Source organism: Kitasatospora sp. NPDC036755 (assembly GCF_040636595.1).
Lineage (GTDB): Bacteria > Actinomycetota > Actinomycetes > Streptomycetales > Streptomycetaceae > Kitasatospora.
Genome location: NZ_JBEZUT010000090.1, coordinates 1 through 18,850 on the forward strand (window position 1 = coordinate 1; position 18,850 = coordinate 18,850).

General features: G+C 73.6%; 16 protein-coding genes and 2 pseudogenes. 6 read left to right on the forward strand and 12 right to left on the reverse strand.

Features of this window, described 5'->3' with window-relative positions; all coding sequences use genetic code 11:
* Nucleotides 1-245 (reverse strand): annotated as a pseudogene (locus tag AB0E96_RS16055) (RNA polymerase sigma factor SigF); the annotation flags it as partial.
* Between the two features lie 222 nt (nucleotides 246-467).
* Between AB0E96_RS16055 and AB0E96_RS16060 the strand changes: the two are divergent.
* Nucleotides 468-1,133, forward strand: a complete 666-nt coding sequence (locus AB0E96_RS16060; protein WP_359823553.1) for a CatB-related O-acetyltransferase — start codon at nucleotides 468-470, stop codon at nucleotides 1,131-1,133.
* 76 nt (nucleotides 1,134-1,209) lie between these two features.
* Here AB0E96_RS16060 and AB0E96_RS16065 read toward each other — a convergent pair whose 3' ends face one another.
* The 3 genes from AB0E96_RS16065 to AB0E96_RS16075 form a co-directional block, all read right to left on the reverse strand.
* Nucleotides 1,210-1,509 carry a hypothetical protein gene (locus AB0E96_RS16065; protein WP_359823555.1) on the reverse strand — a complete coding sequence of 100 codons (300 nt, stop codon included), beginning with the start codon at nucleotides 1,507-1,509 and terminating at the stop codon, nucleotides 1,210-1,212.
* Nucleotides 1,506-1,991, reverse strand: coding sequence for a hypothetical protein (locus tag AB0E96_RS16070; protein ID WP_359823557.1), 486 nt, complete (start codon nucleotides 1,989-1,991; stop codon nucleotides 1,506-1,508). The genes AB0E96_RS16065 and AB0E96_RS16070 overlap by 4 nt, the downstream gene beginning before the upstream one ends.
* 116 nt (nucleotides 1,992-2,107) lie before the next feature.
* Nucleotides 2,108-5,101 (reverse strand): AfsR/SARP family transcriptional regulator, encoded by a 2,994-nt coding sequence (locus AB0E96_RS16075; protein ID WP_359823560.1) that lies wholly within the window; start codon nucleotides 5,099-5,101, stop codon nucleotides 2,108-2,110.
* Between the two features lie 233 nt (nucleotides 5,102-5,334).
* On the opposite strand from AB0E96_RS16075, the pseudogene AB0E96_RS16080 reads away from it, so the two are divergent.
* Both AB0E96_RS16080 and AB0E96_RS16085 read left to right on the forward strand, forming a co-directional pair.
* Nucleotides 5,335-5,463, forward strand: a pseudogene (locus tag AB0E96_RS16080) (transcriptional regulator); the annotation flags it as partial.
* Nucleotides 5,464-5,611: 148 nt separating this feature from the next.
* Nucleotides 5,612-7,000 carry a solute carrier family 23 protein gene (locus AB0E96_RS16085; RefSeq protein ID WP_359823562.1) on the forward strand — a complete coding sequence of 463 codons (1,389 nt, stop codon included), beginning with the start codon at nucleotides 5,612-5,614 and terminating at the stop codon, nucleotides 6,998-7,000.
* Between the two features lie 120 nt (nucleotides 7,001-7,120).
* Here AB0E96_RS16085 and pepN read toward each other — a convergent pair whose 3' ends face one another.
* The 3 genes from pepN to AB0E96_RS16100 form a co-directional block, all read right to left on the reverse strand.
* Nucleotides 7,121-9,679: an aminopeptidase N gene (gene pepN, locus AB0E96_RS16090; protein WP_359823565.1), complete on the reverse strand. Its 2,559-nt coding sequence runs from the start codon at nucleotides 9,677-9,679 to the stop codon at nucleotides 7,121-7,123.
* A gap of 168 nt (nucleotides 9,680-9,847) precedes the next feature.
* Nucleotides 9,848-10,507, reverse strand: a complete 660-nt coding sequence (locus AB0E96_RS16095) for a hypothetical protein (RefSeq protein WP_359823567.1) — start codon at nucleotides 10,505-10,507, stop codon at nucleotides 9,848-9,850.
* Between the two features lie 31 nt (nucleotides 10,508-10,538).
* Nucleotides 10,539-11,192, reverse strand: coding sequence for a hypothetical protein (locus AB0E96_RS16100; RefSeq protein WP_359823570.1), 654 nt, complete (start codon nucleotides 11,190-11,192; stop codon nucleotides 10,539-10,541).
* A gap of 404 nt (nucleotides 11,193-11,596) precedes the next feature.
* Here AB0E96_RS16100 and AB0E96_RS16105 point away from each other — a divergent pair, with 404 nt between their 5' ends.
* Nucleotides 11,597-11,974, forward strand: a complete 378-nt coding sequence (locus AB0E96_RS16105) for a nuclear transport factor 2 family protein (protein ID WP_359823572.1) — start codon at nucleotides 11,597-11,599, stop codon at nucleotides 11,972-11,974.
* A 110-nt stretch (nucleotides 11,975-12,084) separates the two neighbouring features.
* Here AB0E96_RS16105 and AB0E96_RS16110 read toward each other — a convergent pair whose 3' ends face one another.
* The gene (locus AB0E96_RS16110) at nucleotides 12,085-12,294 is read right to left on the reverse strand and encodes a DUF397 domain-containing protein (protein WP_359823574.1); all 210 of its coding nucleotides are present in this window, start codon (nucleotides 12,292-12,294) and stop codon (nucleotides 12,085-12,087) included.
* Nucleotides 12,287-13,126, reverse strand: coding sequence for a helix-turn-helix transcriptional regulator (locus AB0E96_RS16115; protein WP_359823576.1), 840 nt, complete (start codon nucleotides 13,124-13,126; stop codon nucleotides 12,287-12,289). The genes AB0E96_RS16110 and AB0E96_RS16115 overlap by 8 nt, the downstream gene beginning before the upstream one ends.
* Before the next feature lie 185 nt (nucleotides 13,127-13,311).
* Here AB0E96_RS16115 and AB0E96_RS16120 point away from each other — a divergent pair, with 185 nt between their 5' ends.
* Nucleotides 13,312-13,746, forward strand: a complete 435-nt coding sequence (locus tag AB0E96_RS16120) for an ATP-binding protein (protein ID WP_359823577.1) — start codon at nucleotides 13,312-13,314, stop codon at nucleotides 13,744-13,746.
* Nucleotides 13,747-13,761: 15 nt separating this feature from the next.
* Complete coding sequence (locus tag AB0E96_RS16125) at nucleotides 13,762-14,355, forward strand: hypothetical protein (protein ID WP_359823579.1); 594 nt, start codon at nucleotides 13,762-13,764, stop codon at nucleotides 14,353-14,355.
* 469 nt (nucleotides 14,356-14,824) lie between these two features.
* Here the strand turns inward: AB0E96_RS16125 and AB0E96_RS16130 are convergent, their stop codons facing one another.
* The 3 genes from AB0E96_RS16130 to AB0E96_RS16140 all read right to left on the reverse strand — a co-directional run bounded on the left by AB0E96_RS16130 (nucleotide 14,825) and on the right by AB0E96_RS16140 (nucleotide 18,820).
* Entirely contained in the window at nucleotides 14,825-17,224 is a 2,400-nt protein-coding gene (locus AB0E96_RS16130) for a BTAD domain-containing putative transcriptional regulator (RefSeq protein ID WP_359823582.1), read from the reverse strand.
* Between the two features lie 122 nt (nucleotides 17,225-17,346).
* Entirely contained in the window at nucleotides 17,347-17,910 is a 564-nt protein-coding gene (locus AB0E96_RS16135; protein WP_359823585.1) for a hypothetical protein, read from the reverse strand.
* Nucleotides 17,911-17,914: 4 nt separating this feature from the next.
* Entirely contained in the window at nucleotides 17,915-18,820 is a 906-nt protein-coding gene (locus AB0E96_RS16140) for a Crystal protein ET79 (RefSeq protein ID WP_359823587.1), read from the reverse strand.
* Between the last annotated feature and the right edge of the window lie 30 nt (nucleotides 18,821-18,850).

Here is an 18,850-nt window from a genome sequence, read left to right on the forward strand (position 1 = left end):
TCCACCAGGGTGGCCCGCACGTACGAGTACTCCCGGGTGCCCTCCTCCAGCGCCGCGAGCCGGCGCAGCAGCACCCGGGTCAGCTCCCGGGCGTCCGCCGGCGCGACCTCGCGCAGGTCCTCCGCCGCCGCCAGCTCCGGCGGCAGCAGGTCCCGCAGGTCCGCCGTGGCGGAGGCGGCCGTGCGGGAGGGGCCCTGCGTCGGCGAAGCGGCGGAGGCGGTCAGTTCACCAGTGGTCGTGACCATCGGAGTCCTTCCTCTTGTCGGCACGGTCGAACGGCCCGGATACCCCGCCTCGGCCGATCGATGCAGCCCGGCGGTGTGGAGGTTTCGTGAATGCCGCGCGGGTGTTCGGGCCGGTCCGGAAAATCCGCCGGCCCGCGGCGGTGCCCGGTGGATCATGGGGCGGCGCGCTCCAGGCGCCCCGGCCACCCGACGACCCGTCAATCCGAAAGCGGTACCGCCCCCGTGAACTCCGCCGACGCCCCCGGCGTCCCCGCCCTGCCCGACCCGACCGTCCTGCACCCCTTCCCCGGGCAGCCCCGGGTGGTGCTGCTCAAGCCGCTGGTCACCTCACCGCTGATCGAGGTGGGCGAGTACTCGTACTACGACGACCCGGACGACCCGACGGCCTTCGAGACCCGCAACGTGCTGTACCACTACGGGCCGGAGAAGCTCGTCATCGGCAGGTTCTGCGCCTTCGCCACCGGGGTGCGGTTCGTGATGAACGGCGCCAACCACCGGATGGACGGGCCGTCCGCCTTCCCCTTCCCGATCATGGGCGGCGCCTGGGCCGAGCACTTCGACCTGATCACCGGCCTGCCCGGGCGCGGCGACACCGTGATCGGCCACGACGTGTGGCTCGGCTACCGCACCACCGTCATGCCGGGCGTGCGCATCGGCCACGGAGCGATCGTCGCCGCCGGGTCCGTCGTCACCTCCGACGTCCCCGACTACGCGGTCGTCGGCGGCAACCCGGCCACGGTGATCCGGCTGCGCCACGACGAGGCGGACATCGCCCGCCTGCTGGACCTCGCCTGGTGGGACTGGCCCGCCGAGCACCTCACCCGGCACCTGCGCACCGTCATGTCCGGCACCGTCGACGAGCTCGCGGCCGCCGCCCCCGGCGCGTAGGGCGGGGGCGACGGCGGACCCCCGCCCGTGGGCCCGCCGTCGCCTGCCCGTCGTGCCGCCCGTCGTCGTGCCGGGCTCAGGCCGTGGGCTGGTGGAGCCGGCGGGCGGCGGTGCGGATGGCGAGGGTGTACGGGGCGTCGAGGGCGCGGGTACGGGCGTCGAGGTCGTCGAAGGGCACCAGGGCCTTGTGGGTGTCGTCGGTGGTCTGGGTCCAGGCCGTCCAGGCGTTGTGGACGTCCTCGTCGGTGACCTGCTCGCCCTTGGCCTGGAGCAGCACGGCGTAGAGGCGGAAGAGGTCGTCGGAGCCCGCGGGCGGGCTTGCCTCGGAGGGCAGGCAGGAGCGGATCAGGTCCGCGATGGGGTCGAGGTGGCTCATACGGCCAGTGTGCCGGTGGCGAGCGTGCCGGTGAGCAGGATCAGATGGGCTGCCGCGAATATCATCGGCACGAGCCGTTCGGTGGTGCCGAGTTCGGTGTAGTGCCGGTGGTGCCGGCCCTGCCGGGCGCTGTTCCTGAGGGCGTCCCACTCGTCGGTGTAGATCCGCGCGGACAGCCTCTCCTCCAGGGAGTTGATGACCTGGAACTTGGCGCCGTTGAGGTCCCGGTAGCTCCTGAGCTGCATCCACCAGGCGCCGGAGAGGGTGATGCCGGCCAGCGCGACGGCCGTCGGCACCCACCACGGGGACTCCGACAGCTTGGGTATCCCGAAGCCGATCAGGGTGACCAGCGCGGTCTGCACGGACAGGAAGAACGTGTTGGCGTTCCCCCGGCGGGCGGAGATCCGGTCGGCCATCTCCACCGCCAGCAGGTACAGCTCCAGCACTTCGGGCCGGCGGTGCGGTTCCTCCGGCTTGGTCATGGCGGACCCCCTCGGCCAGGTGGTGTGCCGGCTTCGCCCGCGGCCCGGGCTCTCCCCCGCTGCCTCCATCCTTCCCTGCGGGACGGCCCGTCAGTGCTGCCCGTCAGCGCTGCCCGTCAGTACGAGCCGTCGACGGTGGCGGACGCGGTGGCGGTGGCGGACGCGGCGGCAGTGGCGGTGGCAGTGGCAGTGGCGGGCGCGGCCGTCGCCACGGCGGCGACGGCCGCCGGCAGCGCGCGCAGGGCCGCCTCGGCGTCCGCCTCGCCCTCCCCGTACTGGTGGGCGCGGGCGGTGCGCAGGGCGGCGCCGAGGTGCAGGGCGGCCTCCTCCGGCCGACCGATGGCGGCCAGGGCGCGGCCGTAGAGGGTCTGCAGGACCACCCGGCGGGTGACCGGGAAGGGCGGTTCGGCCACGGCCAGGCCGCGGGCGGCGTGGTGGGCGGCCTCCTCGGCGGCGCCCGCCGCCAGGCACGTGTGGGCCAGGTGCTGGCGGGCCAGGGCCACCAGGTCCGCGCGCCCGGCCCGGTCGGCCAGCGACAGGGCCTTCATCAGCAGGCCGCCCACCCGGGCGCGCCCGGCGTGGTCACCGTGCCGGCCGAGGGCGACGGCGAGGTTGACCAGGGCGACGGCCTGGGCGGTGCCGTCGCCGGCCCGGGCGGCGAGGTCGGGGGCGCGCTCCAGGTGGACCAGGGCCTCCCCGGGGCGGCCCTCCTCCAGCAGGACCCAGCCCAGCAGGGCCCGGGCCCGGGACTGGGCGCCGGGGTCGCGGTCGGCCTCGGCGGCGGCCAGGCCGTGTTCGAGCAGCGGCGCCCAGCCGTCCCGGACCTGCCAGACGATCAGCGGCCACTGCAGCAGCACCAGGCGCCAGGCCCGGTCGTGCAGCCCGGCGGCGACGGCCGCCTCGACCGCGCCGCGCAGGGTGTCGCGTTCGGCGGCGTACCAGGTGAGCGCGCTCTCCCGGTCGGGGAAGGGGCGGACCTCGGCGGGGCGGCGGATGCCCGGCGGCAGGGCGCAGCACGGCTCGCTGCCCGGCTCGGCGGCGGCGCAGGCGGTGAGCAGGGTGTTGAGCAGGTGGTCGAGCAGCCGGGGCAGCACCTCGCGGTCGGTGTCGCCGGACAGGCTGCGGGCGTAGAGGCGGACCAGGTCGTGCAGGGTGTAGGCGTCCCGGCCGATCTGGACGATCAGGTGGGCGGCGGCCAGCTGGGCCAGTGCCTCGGCGGCCTCCTCGGGGCGGCAGCCGGCCAGCGCGGCGGCGGTGCGGCTGTCCAGGGTGGCGCCGGTGTGGGCGCCGAGGCGGCGGAACATCCGGAGGGCGGGGTCCGCGAGGTGCTGGACGGTCAGGGCGAGGGCGGCGGCGACGCTGGTGTCCTCGACGTCCAGGAGGTCCAGGCGGTCCTGTTCGTCGGCGAGTTCGTCGGCGAGGGCGGCCAGCGCGCGCACGGGCCCGGTGGCGAGGCGGGCGGCGGCCAGCCGCAGCGCGAGCGGCAGGCCGTCGCACAGCCCGGCCAGGCGGGCGGCGGCCTCGGGCTCGGCGGCGACCAGGTCGGCGCCGAGGGTGGCGGCGAGCAGGGTGACGGCCTGCGGGGAGGAGAGCTCGGCGAGCGGCACGGGACGGGCGGCGTCGGAGGCGACCAGCCCGCCGAGCCGGTCGCGGCTGGTGACCAGGGTGACGCAGTCGTCGCCGTCGGGCAGCAGCGGGCGTACCTGCTCGGAGCGGCGGGCGTTGTCCAGGACGATCAGCATCCGGCGGGCGGCGGTCAGTTCGCGGTAGCGGGCGGCCATCGCCTCCGGGGTGGCGGGCATCTGCTCGGCGGGCAGGCCGAGGGCGAGCAGCAGCTCGCGCAGGACGGCGGCGGTGTCGCGCTCCGGCAGCGGGCTGTGGCCGCACAGGTCGACGAAGAGCCGGCCGTCGGGGAAGTCCTGCCGGCGGCGGTGGGCCCAGTACTGGGCGAGGGTGGTCTTGCCGACACCGGCGCCGCCGGTGAGCACGGCGATCGCGCCGGGGGCGGCGGTGGCCCGGTCGAGCGCGGCCAGTTCGTCCTCCCGGCCGGCGAAGCCGCGCGGGCGGCGGGGGAAGGGCCAGGGGGTGTGCTGCGGGCCGGGGACCGCGGGCGGTACGGCGGCGGGCGGCGGCACGGGGGCGGGGGCTGACGAGGCGGGGGCGGGCCGCTGGTCGGGGACGGAGGCCAGGCCGCCGACGGTGGCGACCCGCGCGGGCGGGACACGGTCCGGCGGCTCCTGGTCGCCGGGGATCCGGGCGGGCGGCACCCGGTCGGAGCGGGGCGGCGGGGCGTCGGGGCGCGGCGTGTCGGAGCGGGGCGGCAGGGCGTCGGTGCGCGGTGTGTCGGGACGCGGCGGGGCGTCGGCGCGCAGCAGGCGGTCGTAGGCGTCGGCGAGTTCCGGTCCGGGGTCCATGCCGAGTTCCTCGGCCAGGGCGCGGCGGGTGCGGTGGAAGTGGTCCAGGGCCTCCGAGCGGCGTCCGGCGCGGCCGAGCGCGAGCATGAGTCCGGCGACCAGGGACTCCCGCAGCGGGTTGGCGGTGGCCTCGGTGTGCAGCAGGTTGGCGGCCGTGCCGTGGTCGCCGAGCCGGCCGTGGGCGCGGGCGAGTTCCTCGACGGCGGCCAGCCGCTGTTCCTCCAGGGCCTGGGCGGCGCACTGCAGCGGCAGGCCGCCGGTGGTGCCGGCCAGGGCGGGGCCGCGCCACAGGGCGAGGGCTTCGCGCAGGGCGGCGGCGGCCTCGGCGGCGTCGGCGGCGTCCAGGGCGCGGGCGCGGGCCACCAGGCGTTCGAACCGTACGGCGTCCACTGCCCGGCCGGGTGCCCGCAGCAGGTAGGCGCCGTTGTCGGTGACGAGTTCGATGCCGGCGGCGGGGGCGTCGTGGGCGGTGAGCAGGGCGCGCAGCCCGGAGACGTGGTTGTGGATGACGGTGCGCGAGTGCCGGGGCGGTTCCTCGTCCGCCCAGAGGGTCCCGGTGAGCCGCTCGACGGTGACCGGTGCTCCGGGGTTGAGCAGCAGCATGGCCAGCAGGCTGCGGCGTTTGGCCGATCCGGCCGGAAGTTCGCGGCCGTCCGCGGCCAGCACGGCCACCGAGCCCAGCAGTCGGAACTCCACGCACCCCCCTTAGATGTATATGACAAGCATATGACAGCTGGCGACCCGCCGACCGCAGAGCGTCGTCCCAGGTCAAACCACCAGGTGACGGCGTCGTCCATCCTCTGCTGCCAGTAGGTGACCTTGGGCGAGTCGTCGATGTACAGACCCTTGCCGGGCGGCGAAGGGTTGCTTCCCGCGCCGACGCTCTCGCCACCGGAGGGCCCCTGGAAGCACCGGGGCCCCTGGAAGTAGGTGCCGTCGCCTCCGGCGAGCAGCGGGTCGGGCCGACGGTCCGGGGCGCCGGGAGGGACCCGGTCGTCCTGGAGGCGCTGCACGTGCGGGGCATCACCGAGGGCGCGCCGCCGGCGTGGAACGACTGGCCGTAAGATCCCCGACAGCACCGGGCCCGTCAGGCCTCGGCACACGTCTTCGCAGCTCACGCGGGTCCGTGTGATCGCCGGGACACCCGGCGGCCACGACAATGGTGCGGACAGTTCCCCGGAAGTACAGAGAAAGCGATACCTCACCATGGATCTCGGCGTGCGCTGGAAGCTGCACGGTGACGGGCGCACGCCCGCACCGGGGGCGGTGGTCCGTCCCGACGAACGGCTCTCCTGGCCCCGTACGGTGGGCCTCGGCGCCCAGCACGTGGTGGCGATGTTCGGGGCCAGCTTCGTGGCGCCCGTGCTGATGGGGCTCGACCCCAACCTCGCGATCATGATGTCCGGCGTGGCGACCGTGATCTTCCTGCTCGCCACCAAGGGCCGGGTGCCCAGCTACCTGGGCTGCTCGCTGTCCTTCGTGGGCGTGGCCGCGGTGATCCGGGCGCAGGGCGGCACCAGCGCGACGGTGACCGGCGCGGTGTTCGTGGTGGGCGTGGCGCTGTTCCTGGTGGGTGTGGCGGTCCAGAAGTTCGGGGCGCGCATCATCCACGCCGCGATGCCGCCGATCGTCACCGGCGCGGTGGTCATGCTGATCGGCTTCAACCTGGCCCCGGTGACCGCCTCGACGTACTGGCCGCAGGACCAGTGGACGGCGCTGCTGGTGATGCTGTTCACCGGCCTCGCCGTGGTGTGCCTGCGCGGCTTCTGGTCGCGGGTGGCGATCTTCCTGGGGCTGCTGTTCGGCTACGGGATCTCCTGGGTGTTCGACCGAGTCTTCGGGAAGATCCACTCGGTGGACGGCGGCGGGCACCTGACCGACCACTGGCGCCTGGACCTGTCGGGCGTCGGCAAGGCCGACTGGATCGGCCTGCCGACCTTCCACGGCCCGTCCTTCCAGTGGTCGGCGATCCTGGTGGCGCTGCCCGTGGTGATCGCGCTGGTCGCGGAGAACGCCGGGCACGTCAAGGCGGTCGGCGAGATGACCGGCAGCAACCTGGACGACAAGCTGGGCACCGCGATCTCCGCGGACGGCATCGGCTCCATGCTCTCCACCGCGGTCGGCGGCCCGCCGAACACCACGTACTCGGAGAACATCGGCGTCATGGCCGCCACCCGGGTCTACTCCACCGCCGCCTACTGGTGCGCCGCCGGCTTCGCCCTGCTGTTCGGCCTGTGCCCGAAGTTCGGCGCCATCGTGGCCGCCGTCCCCGGCGGGGTGCTCGGCGGCATCACCGTCATCCTGTACGGCATGATCGGCCTGCTCGGCGCGCAGATCTGGACCAGGGCCCAGGTGGACCTGCGCAACCCGCTGAACCTGGTGCCGGCCGCGGCGGGCATCATCATCGGCATCGGCAACGTGACGCTGAAGTTCACCGACACCTTCAGCCTCAGCGGCATCGCGCTCGGCACGCTGGTGGTCATCACCGGCTACCACACGCTGCGGGCGCTGGCCCCGGCGCACCTCAAGACGCAGGAGCCGCTGCTGGACGAGGGCACCTCCTCGTACGACGAGCAGGGCCGGCCCAGCGCGTAGCCGGGAGCACGACGCGTAGCCGGGAGCACGGCGCGACGGCCGGCGGAAGTGTCCGAAGGGACCTTCCGCCGGCCGTTTCCATGAGGCCGGACGGTGCCGGCGGTGGTGGGCCGCCGGGGTCTACCGCCCGGTCAGCTCCCGGGCCCGGACCGCGCGGCGCAGCGTGTCCAGCTGGTCCACCAGCCCGCGCCGGGTCGCCGCGGTGAGGTCCGGGTCGGCCAGGCAGGCCTCGGCCGCCCGGACGGTGCGCTCGGTGGCCGCGAAGGCGGGGAAGCCCGCCGTGGCGAGCACCCGGGCCAGGGCGGGGCCGCGGCGGGCGGCGGCCGGCCCCAGCTCCTTGAAGTAGCGCGCGGTCAGCTCGTCCAGCAGGTCGGCCTGCTCGGGCTGCCACAGGCCCCTGGCGGTGGCGATGGCCAGGTAGTTGGAGAGCTCGCCGTGGAACAGCGCCTGCCAGGCGGCCTCCTTGGCCGCCGGGTCGGGCAGGGCGGCGCGGCAGCGGGCGGCGCCCTGCTCGCTGGTGCTGCTGGGGTCGGCGGCGAGTTCGGCGGCGATCTCCGGCTCGCCGGCCGCGCCGAGCACGCACAGGCGCAGCAGCAGCTGCCAGCGCAGGTCGGGGTCGAGTGCCGGGCCGCCGGGCACCGTGCCGGCCGCCAGCCAGTCGCGCAGTTCGGCGGCCTGCTGCTCGCCGAGGGCGGTGCCGATCACGCCGCGGGCGGCCACCAGGCGCAGGCCGGTGCGGTCCGGCTCGCCCTCGGTGCGCCGCAGCAGGGCGCGGCAGACCTCGCCGAGCCGGGCGAGCGCCGCCGGGTGGTCGGCCGGGGGTACGGCGCAGTCCACGACGAAGTCGCGGGCGAAGGCGAGTACCGCGTCCACCAGGTGCACGGAGGTCTCGCCGGGCAGGTGGTCGGCGACCAGCCGCAGGTACGCGTCGGGTGCCAGTTCGCCGTCGCGCACCTGGTCGCGGGCGGCGCTCCAGAGCACCGCCCGGGCCTCCTCCTCGGGCACGGCGCCGAGCGAGGTGCGCGCGGTGTCCCAGGAGGCGGCGTCGAGGCGGATCTTGACGTAGCCGAGGTCGGTGTCGTTGAGCAGGGTGAGCGCGGTGGCGGCGGGCCGGGCCAGGGTGGTGCCCGGCGCCTCCGCGGCGTCGGTGCCTGTGCCTGTGCCTGTGTCGGTGCCTGTGTCGGCGTCGGTGTCGGCGGCCAGGGCGAGCGGTGCCCGCTCGGCGAGTTCCAGGGCTCCCTCGGGGGTGCGCCGGTAGTGGGCGACGGTCAGCTGGTGCGGGCGGGTGGGCCCGCCGTCGGCCGCGGTGTGCTCGATCCGGCCGTCGGTCAGCCGCAGGGTGTCCACCCCGGTGGTGCGCAGCCAGCGCTCGGCCCAGGCGTGGACGTCGCGGCCGCTCGCCGCCGCCAGGGCGCGCAGCAGGTCGTCGAGGGTGGCGTTGCCGAAGGCGTGCTCGTCGAAGTGGTCGTTGACGCCGGCCAGGAAGGCGTCCTCGCCGAGCCAGGCGACCAGTTGGCGCAGGGCCGCGGCGCCCTTGGCGTAGGAGATGCCGTCGAAGTTCTGCAGGGCCTGGGCGGTGTCGTCCACCGTGCCGGGGGCCACCGGGTGGGTGGAGGGGCGCTGGTCGGCGTCGTAGCCCCAGGGCTTGCGGTTGGCGGCGAAGCCCGTCCAGGCGCTGGTGAAGCGGGTGGAGGCGGCGGTGACGCGGTAGGCCATGTACTCGGCGAAGGACTCGTTCAGCCACAGGTCGTCCCACCACTTCATGGTGACGAGGTCGCCGAACCACATGTGCGCCATCTCGTGGACGACCACCAGGGCGCGCTCCTCGCGCTTGGTGTCGTCGACGGCGGAGCGGAAGACGTACTCGTCGCGCAGGGTGACGCAGCCCGGGTTCTCCATCGCGCCGGCGTTGAACTCCGGGACGAAGCACTGGTCGTAGCTGTCGAACGGGTAGCGGTGCCGGAAGACCCGGTGGTAGTGGTCGAAGCCCTGCCGGGTGATCTCCAGCAGTTCGTCGGCGTCGGCGTCCAGGTGGGCGGCCAGCGAGCGGCGGCAGTGCAGGCCCAGCGGGATCCCGTCGTGCTCGGCGCGCACCGAGTGCAGCGGGCCGGCGACCACGGAGACCAGGTAGCTGCTGATCACCGGGGTGGTCGCGAACTCCCAGCGGCCGGGCTCGACCTGGCGGGACAGGCCGTTGCCGACCACGGTCCACGGCCGGGGCGCGGTGACGGACACCGTGAACCGCGCCTTGAGGTCGGGCTGGTCGAAGGAGGCGAAGACCCGCGGGCCGTCGTCGAGGAAGGACTGGGTGTAGACGTAGTCCTCGCCGTCGGCGGGGTCGGTGAAGCGGTGCATGCCCTCGCCGGTGTGCGAGTAGGCCATGTCGGCTTCGACGGTGAGCTCGTTGTCGGCGGCCAGGCCGGTCAGCGGGAAGCGCCCGGCCTCCAGCGCGGCGACGTCCAGCTCGCGGCCGTTGAGCACCACGCGGTGGAGCCGGGCCGGTTTGACGTCCACGAAGGTGCCGGCGCCCGGGGTGGCGCAGCCGAAGCGGATCACGGTGGTGGAGCCGAACACCTCCGGGCCCCGGGTCAGGTCGAGGTCGAGGTGGACGGTGCGGACGTCGAGCAGGCGGTGGCGCTCGGCGGCCTCGGTGCGGGTGAGTACTGAGGTATCGGACACGGGGTCATGCTGCTCCATCCGGCGGGCCGGCGGTAGCCGATTTCTTGGCGGTCGCACGGCTGCGGCCCCGGGTGTCCCGGGCGCGGAGCGGGGCCCGGACCGTTCGCGGTCCGGGCCCCGTGTCCGTCCCCGGGGGCGGCACGGGAGCCGTTCGGGCCCGGTGCGGGGCTACCGCGAGTTGTTCGCCCAGTACCCCGGGATGGAGAACGCGGTGGCGCGGTTCAGGTACTGGGCGACGTGCGAGCCGTCCCCCGCGAACGGGCCCTGGATCGCCATCCACATACCGCTGTGCAGCACCTGGAACATCATCTTGTCGGTTGCCGAGTCGTGGGAGAACCAGAACTTCTGGTTCTGTTGGACGCTGTCGCAGTTGTAGACGGAGAACCAGTAGTCCTCCTGCTGGTAGCCGCCCCAGAGGGTGACGCAGTCGCCGCCGTTCTTGGCCTTCAGGATGAAGTCGGCGGTCGACAACGGGCCGCCGGGCCAGCGGCAGACCTCCCACAGCTGGGTGTCCGCGCCCCTCCACTTCCTCTGGAGCACCGCCTTGTTGTCGGAGCCTTGGTCGTACTCCAGGACCATGTCCGGGGTGGGCGTCTCGATCCGGTAGTACCCGTCGCAGTCCCAGCCCTTCCATTCGTGACCGACGAAAGCCCGGGGCGCTGCGGCCGGAGCGGATCCGGTCCCGGTGTCCGCCACCGCCGGCGTCGCGAGCAGGGCCACCGCGGCGACGGTGGCGACGGCCGTCCGAAGGACCCGGGCCGCCGCGCGGGCGGCGCCCGCCGAACGCGCGGAGGGTCGGCGGACGGGGTGCGCCGTGCTGCTGGTCATGCTGTTCTCCTCGGTGTGTTCCATGGCCCGGTCAGCAGCTCAGCTGTATCTGGACGGCCCGCCGCAACGTGCCGGCGGGCTCCTGGTTCGCGCACGAGACGGCACCGATCTCCGGGGGCTCGAAGGTGGTGAAGGTGCCGGAGCCGCCGTTGAGCGCGTTGATCCACACGCCGGTGGTCGGGCTGGTCGCGGCACAGAGGTACTTGACCCACTCGCCCTGCACCTTGCGGGTGCCCCGGTAGAGGCCGTACCTGCCGGGCTTGTTCAGGTTCCAGGTCGTCGTGATCTGGCTGGTCTTCGTGGTGGACGTGGTCTTCATGACGGAGAAGCCGACCTTGGCCTCCACCTTGACGAACAGGATGGAGAGGCCCGCGCCGATCTCGGTGCTGTTGTTGACGGTGGTGGTCACCGAGTCCGTGTTGATCAGCGTCTCGGTGCGCTGGCCGGTCGCCCCGTCGGGGACCTGCACGGCCAGGGAGTCGGTGACGACCGGGGCGACCTGGTAGGACATGATGTCCACCCACGTCGGCTCGACGCTGGGGTTGCACGTGGGCGTCGGGGGCTTCGGAAGCGAGGTCGGGGTCGCCTGGGCCGTCCCGGCGCCGAGCACGCCGAACGAGACGAGGGCCGAGAGCGCCACGGCGACGGGCACTGCGGCACGTCGACGGGAAGCGAGGCGGATCACTGCGAACTCCTAAGGGCCGAAGAAGGAGCATGCGGGGGCCGGCGCTTCCACGTCACCGAAGTCCGAGAGCGGGCACCGTGGAGCACCGGCGGGCGCGGCGGCCGCCTCGACGGCCGCCGGTATGACGGGTATCTGACAGGTCCGAGCCGAGGGTGCCCCGGCGTTCCTGCCGAGCAGATCCTTCCGTCGCCCGAACGTCCGTCTCAATCCCAGATTCCTGGGATGGAGACGGACCATCGACAAGCCCGCCCGGGCAGGCCCGGCAGCGGGCCGGGGCCGGGGCGGCCACAGCCCGACGCCGGCGGGACCGCAACGCCAACCAGAGCCGTGACCGGGCCTGTTCGCCGTGGTCGGACGGCGGATCGCGGGTCGAGCGCACGCGAAACTGCTGGTATTACTGGGGGATGCAGGAAGAGACCGCAAGCTCCGCGATCGACACGTTCATCTCCGCGTTCAACGCCTCGGACGACAGCTATGTGACGGCCCTGCTCTCCCAGGCCCTGACGTCGGACGTGGTCTTCTGGGGGCCACTGGGCCGCAGCGAGGGAATCGAGGCGGTCGAACGGTTCGTCCTGGACATCCGGCACCACCCGGCCGGGGCCGGCACCATGGTCCGCTGCTCGGCGGTCGACATGCCCGGCGAATGGGCCCGGTACCAGTGGGTGTTCACCACGCCCGACGAAGGCCCCCGCCTGACGGGAACGGACGTCGTGCATCTGCGGCGCAGCCTCATCGACCAGATCATCGTCTTCGCCGGTGAGATCGAGCCGTTGGCCCCCTGAACCCGCCCCGACGGCTGCTTCGCCCTACAGCCGAGCCGGTCGAGGAACGAGAAGAACTGACCGCAGGCCCGAGCCGCGAACGGCCCGGGCCTGCGGATTCCAGGCTGGGCTCAGACCCCCCCGAACTCACCACTGCGAACAGCGGTGACGAACGACTGCCACGCCTCGGCCGGGAAGACGAAAACCGGCCCTTCAGGGTCCTTGGAGTCGCGAACGGGCACCACCCCAAGCGAGCCACGCGCAACCTCAAGGCAATCGCCGCCTTGCTGGCTGTACGTCGACTTCACCCATGAAACGGTAGTCAAGTCGGAATCAGCCATGAGAGTCCTTCCCGGCATGGAGTATCAGTTCGAGGGTCGCCGACTCAGCCAGCGCCCCTACCTGTAGCCGATCGTATCTCCTGCGCCAGTCGCGGAGCCTGTCGTCATCTCGCTCCACATGCCCCCGCCCCTCAGACTCAGAGTAGCCAAACAGAGAGCCGTCGGGGAGCGTCAGCAACCGCATGGGTAGGGCGAATGGCCTGTGCTCTCCCATACTGAACGGCGCCACCTGAAGCACCACACGCCCCTGCTCGTAGAGCCGTTGAAGTTGCTCAAACTGCTCCCTCATGACCTCCAGGCCACCGATGGTCCGCCGGAGGCAGCTCTCGTCCAGCACGGCATGGATGAGCGGCGGGTCTCGTCGCGCCAAAGCCTCCTGCCGCGCAAACAGAAAGGCCAGCCTTTCTTCTGCCTGCTTGGGAGTGATGTCTCGCCGGCGAACATCCGCCCTTGTCAGAGCTGCTGCATAGGACTTCGTCTGAAGCAGGCCCGGGATGACGCCCAGTTCAAAGATCCGGATCTCACTAGCCAGGACCTCATTGGCTGCGTACTCCGGAAACCCCTCCAGCAACGCCGAGTGCTTGGCCTGGAGCCACATCAGCAGCAGGGTTCCGCCCGTGTCCAACACGCGATCGGCGTCACGTGCGAACTTCTCGCTCGGCGGGGTCCGGCCAGGCGGGGCAAGTTCGGCATAGGAGACGTAGGAAGGATCGACCCCCACGCGCCTCGCCAACTGAGCTTGCGTGAGGCCGGCAGCCCTGCGCGACCTGCGGAGTTGCACCCCGAAGGGGGCCCATGGACTTGATGTTGGATCAAGTTCCTTGAGGTTCATTGACCTTCACCTACTTGCCGTGCATCGACTTCAAGCGTCAGATCGGCTTCCGATAGTAGGGGTCAGAGCGCCACCATAGCTACACCCGGTGATTCACCGGGTGCACAGCGCAACCTGCCGAGACCGTCCATCTCGCAGCGCACGGCGCATTCCACTCGCATGCCATCCCTTGAGGTACTTCCCCCATGCTCACTGCCCGTCGGCCTCGCGCGTTCGTCGCGCGGCTCGATGCCCGTGTCGAATCCACGCCGCTGGCCCGGTACTTGCTCCGCGCCTACCTGGCCGCCCTGCCCTCCGGGGACCGCTACCGCGATACCGCCGAACTGCTCCTCGGCGAGTTGTTCGCCAACGCCGTGCAGCACTCCGACGGCCCCGACGACTGCCACATCGAGATCCGCATCTCCCTCTGCGGCTCCCGCCTGCGCCTCGAAGTCCACGACGCCGGCACCGGCCGCCCCACCCTGCGCACCGCCTCGCCCGACGACGAGTGCGGGCGCGGCCTGTTCCTCGTCGACGAGCTCGCCGAGCGCTGGGGCCACTGCTCCCGCCCGGGCGGCATCGGCAAGTTCGTCTGGGTGCTCGTCGCCCCCGCCCCCGCGCCCGCCCTCGTCACCGTCTGAAGGCCCGAACTCCCCATGCACCAGCCCTCGCTGACCACCCTGGCCCGCCACACCCTCTCCCGGGGCGCCACCCCCGCCGCGACCTACGCCCTCATCGCGCGCCTCGGCCACCCGCCGCTGCCCGTCGCCCGCGCCGTCTGCCTCGCCCTGGACATCCCGCTCGCCGAGACCACCCGCCGCCTCGCCGACTGCTACGACGCCCTCCTGGCCGACCCCCGCCCCGACTCCGAGTGCGACACCGGCGAAGTCCTCGAAGCCCTCGGCGTCTTCGACGTCCCCAAGTCCCTCACCGACACCGAACTCGCCGTCGTCGACCTCTTCCTGGTCGCCATGGACGCCATGGGCGGCATCCGCCCCGGCCACCGCCACGGACTCCAGCGCTGGTTCACCACCGGCAACCTCACCGCCGCCTACCTCTCCCTCGCCTTCGCCCGCCCCCTGCCCCGCACCGGCGACCCCGCCACCTACTGGACCACCCTCACCACCGCCGGCGAACTCCTCACCGCCGTCCCCAACCCCGACCGCCGCCTCACCTACGCCCTCACCCACTGCCGCACCCAAGCCACCCGACACCAGAAGTCGACCCCGCCGACTTCCGGTGCCTCGTAGCGCCACCACGGGCCCGGCCTCTCCCTCACGGGAAGGCCCTCAACCGACGTCCCGCGCATTCGAATCGCGGGTTGGTGGGGGGCTTGTGGGTGCCACCTGGGCCCGCCCCGCGCTGCGCGGCTCGCGGCTCTGCGAGCCGCGACCTGACGGCCGGCTCCCGGCTCCCGGCTCCCGGTTGTGGCTGCCGGAGGCCGGGGCGCCGGGCGGTCGGACTCCGGGGTACGCACCGGCAGGTGGGGCGGCGGCCACGAGCGCGTCCAAGGCGGAACGTCACGGCACCATGCGTGCCGGCCCCGGTCCTCGTCCGCGAGGCGAGGACCGAAACCCGCGTCCGGCAGGCCGGTTGCCGCTGTGGAACGGCCGGGCCGGTCCCCCGCCGGGGCCGGCACCCACCCGGACCCGACAGCCACCCGACGAACGACCCGCCCGCCCCGCGGCCGACCCCGTCCCGGTCCCCCGGGCGGCCCGGTCAGGAGCAGAAGCGTGCCTCTCCGAGGCTTCTGGCGGTTCCGCCGGGGCGTTCGGTCGGGCCGGAGGCGTCGGTGGCGTCGGCGGCGGGGCCGTCCTGTCCGGCGAGGCGTCCGGCGCGGTCGAAGTACCACCGGGCCTCGCCGTGGTGGCCCAGCAGCGCCAGTTGGACCGCCGAGGCCAGCGCGTGCCCCAGCGGGGCCGCCCACTCGCCCTTCGTCTGCTGGATCACCAGCGGCCACAGCAGCGCCGCGAGGCGCCACACCCGGCCGTGGTGGCCCGCCGCGGCCGCCGCCGCCACGGCGGCGACCAGGTTGCGCCGTTCCCGCGCGTACCAGGCCATCGCCTCGGCCCGGTCCGCGAACGCGGGTGCGCCGGCCGGCGGGCGGACGTCCTCGGGCAGCCCGCCGCCGGGCCCCGCCACGGCGGCGGCTGCCAGCGCCCCGCACAGGTAGTGGTCGAGGAGCCGCAGGAGGCGGTCGGGGTCGGGCGCGGGGCCGAGCGTCCGGGCGAACAGCCGGACGAGGTCGCGCAGGGCGTAGCGGCCCTGGGCCCGTTCTTCCAGCAGGTTGGCGGTGATCAGCCGGTTCAGTGCGGCCCGGACGGCGGCCGGGTCGCCGCCGGCCAGCGCGGTCACCGCGCCGAGGTCGGCGTCGGGGCCGGCGTGGTGGGCCAGCAGGTGCAGGAGTTCGGCCGCTTCGGGCGGCAGTTGGCCCACGCTGGCCCGTAGGACGGAGGCGAGGTCGAACTCGCCGGCGGCCAGCAGGGCGAGGCGCTGGCGTTCGTCCCGCATCTCCTCGGCGGCCTCGCGCAGCGACCGTTCCGGCCTGGTCGCGAGCCGGGCGCCGGTCAGTCGCAGGGCGAGCGGCAGGCCGTCGCACAGCCAGACGAGGCGGCGGACGGCGGACGGTTCGGCTTCGACGCGTTCCGGCCCGAGCACGTCGGCGAGCAGTGCGGCGCCCTGGCGTGGTTCCAGCCGGTCGAGCAGCAGCGGCCGGGCGCAGTCGGCGGCGATCAGGCTCTCCAGCCGGTTGCGGCTGGTGACGACGCTGGCGCAGCCGGCCGCGTCGGGCAGCAGCGGCCGTACCTGGTCGTAGCTGAGGGCGTCGTCGAGGAGGACCAGGACGCGGCGGTCGCGGAGCAGTTCGCGGTAGCGGCTCTCGGCGGCGGCGGGGCTGTGCGGGAGGTCGTCCGGTCTGGTGCCGAGGGCGACGAGGAAGTCCCTCAGGACGAAGGCGGGGTCGGCGGCGGGGGCGGTGCCGACGAATCCGTCGAGTCGGGCGAAGAGGACGCCGTCGGGGAACGCCGTCGCGGCGCGTTGCGCCCAGTGGGCCACGAGCGCGCTCTTGCCGATGCCGGCGGGGCCGGTGACCAGGCAGACGGGGGCGTCGCGGGTGGGTGCCACGGCTTCGTCCAGGCGGTCGAGTTCGTGCTCGCGGCCGCGGAAGCCGGCCGGGCGGCGGGGCAGGAGGAACGGGCGCCGCACACCGTCGGCGACCGGGCGGGCGGCCTCGGGGTGGGCAGTCTCGGGGAGGACGGCCTCCGGGAGGTCCGCGGGGCGGGATAAGGAGCGGGGTGAGGAGCGGGGTGAGGGCTGGGTGCGGGGCGCGGGCAGGGTGTGCTCTCCGGGCTGGGGACCGGCGAGGATCCGGGCGTAGGAGCGGGCCAGCGCGGGGCCGGGGCTGACGCCGAGTTCGTCGGCCAGCAGCCGGGCCGTGCGGTGGTAGAGCCGGATGGCGGCGGCCTGGCGGTCGGCGGCGAGCAGGGCGTCGAGCAGCGCCGCCACCAGTGACTCGCGCAGCGGGTGCCGGTCGACCGGGCCGCGCAGGACGGCCACGGCGTCCTCGGCGCGGTGTTCGCAGGTCAGCGCGTGGCCGAGGTTCTCCACGGCGCTCAGCCGGCTCTCCTCCAACTCGGCGGCGGCGGAGGTGATCAGGGGTGTGTCGCAGAGTCCGGTGAGGGCGGGGCCGCGCCACAGGGCGAGTGCCCTGCGCAGGGTCGGGACGGCCGAGTCCGGGGCGGCGGGGGCCTGGAGGGTGTGGTCGCGGCGGGAGGCGGAGACGGCGTCGCGAAAGCGCCGGACGTCGATGCCCTCGGTGGGTGCGTGGAGCAGGTAGCCGTCGCCGACCGTCTCGATGGTGGCCCCGCCGGTGGGGTGGACCAGGCGGCGCAGCCGGGAGACGTGGCCCTGGATGGTGGTCTTCGCGTGGGTGGGCGGCCGTTCGTGCCACAGGGCGTCGGTGAGGCGGTCGACGGTGACCAGGGAGCCGTGCGCGAGTGCCAGCACGGCCAGGACGGTGCGGCGTTTCGGTGGCCCGAGGTCGACAGCCGTCCCGTTGTGGTGGACCTCCACGGGACCGAGCATGCGGAAGTCGAGCAACACGTCCTCCTGGCTGTTCATCTGATGATCAGTGAGGAGCTACCCGAAACATATGCTACTCATACACACAACCCCGATCACATGGCGTGATCGGGGTTGTGGTGGCGCGGACGGAACGGTGGGACGCGACGGGCCCCCGCCGGTTACGGGTGGGCGTTGACGACGAACCAGTAGAAGGCGCCCGCCGTCATGACGGCGGTGTTCCCGGCGAGCGCGAGATAGCGGTTGGTGGCGCGGTTGCGCAGCGCGACGGTGCCGCTGGGGCCCGCGACGGTGACCCAGTCCCACGAGCCGCCGTTGCCCCAGTTCGCCTCCACGGCGCCGCCGTCGTCCTGGAGGCTGCCGCCGAAGTCGAAGTTCTGGAACTCGATGGCGCCGTTGCCGCCGTCACGGGCGGTCCACAGGGCGTGGTGGTACTGGTCCTGCCCGTACCACCACCGGCTGGCCTGGGTGGTGATGCTGTTCCAGGCGTTCTCGCCCAGCCACTGGTCGGGCGCGTTCTGCGGGGAGAGGACGTAGCTCTGCCCGGGGGTGATCCCGGCCGCGAGCGCGACCGCGGCGCCGGCCTGCTGCCCGGCGGCCGGTGCCGTGGCGGGCGCGGGAGCCGCGAGCGACTCGGACGCGGCCAGCGGGACGAGGGTCATCGCGGCGACGGCGGCCGCGGCCAGGGCCTTGACGCCCGGGCGGGTGCGGAGGATGCGCTCCATCGGATCAGCCCTTCTTCACGGTGAAGGTGACGTTGGCGTTGTCGCCGCCGCCGCCGTCCCGGCTGCAGGTGTAGCCGTCGGGGACCTTGCAGTCGTACTTGTTGCTGCCGGAGTAGGGGTTGTCCCACCAGATCTCGACGTTGCCCACGTCGTACATGTTGTAGACGGCCCGGCCCTCGGTGCCGGTCATGAAGCCGTTGGACTCCGACTGCCAGGACCCGTTGTCCTTCGGGAAGATGTGGTCCGGCGGCAGCATGTTCTCGCTCCAGGTGCCGTGCGAGAGCGAGGAGGAGGTGCGGTCCATGGTGTTCGTGGTGCGGTTCTGGAGCGCGACGTAGGTGCTCCGGGCCGCGGAGAGCGCGCTCGCCTGCTCGGCGGACGCGGCCGGCGCGGCGGCGAGGGTCTTCGGGCTGCCGCCCAGGGTGAAGTCGACCGAGGCGTTGTTGCCCGAGCCGCCCGTCCAGGAACAGGTGTAGCCCTCGGGGACGGTGCAGCTGTAGCTGTTGCTGCCGGAGAACGGGTTGTTCCAGTGGATCGTCGCCTCACCCGACTCCAGCTGGTAGCGCACCTCGCCCTCGGTGCCCGTCATGAAGCCGGAGGAGTGCGAGCCCCAGGACGCCGACGAGGCCTTGTCGATGGCCTGCGGCGGGGTGGCGTCGTCCCAGACGCCGTGCGACAGCGAGCTGTAGTTCCGGTAGATCTTGGCCGTGGTGCCGTTGTAGAGCGACACCGCGGTGCTGCGCGCCGACTGCACCCCGGCCGGGCCCTCGGCGGTGTCCGGGGCCTGCGTGGCCACGGCCGCCGGGGCGGCGCCGAGCACCAGCGCGCCGGCCGCGGCCAGCAGGGCGACACCCCCGCGCGTCCGCGTGCCCGCCGTGCCGGCCCTGCCGGTCGTCCTCTTGCTGAACATCACGCCTCCTTCGGTGACCGCCGCCGGGTG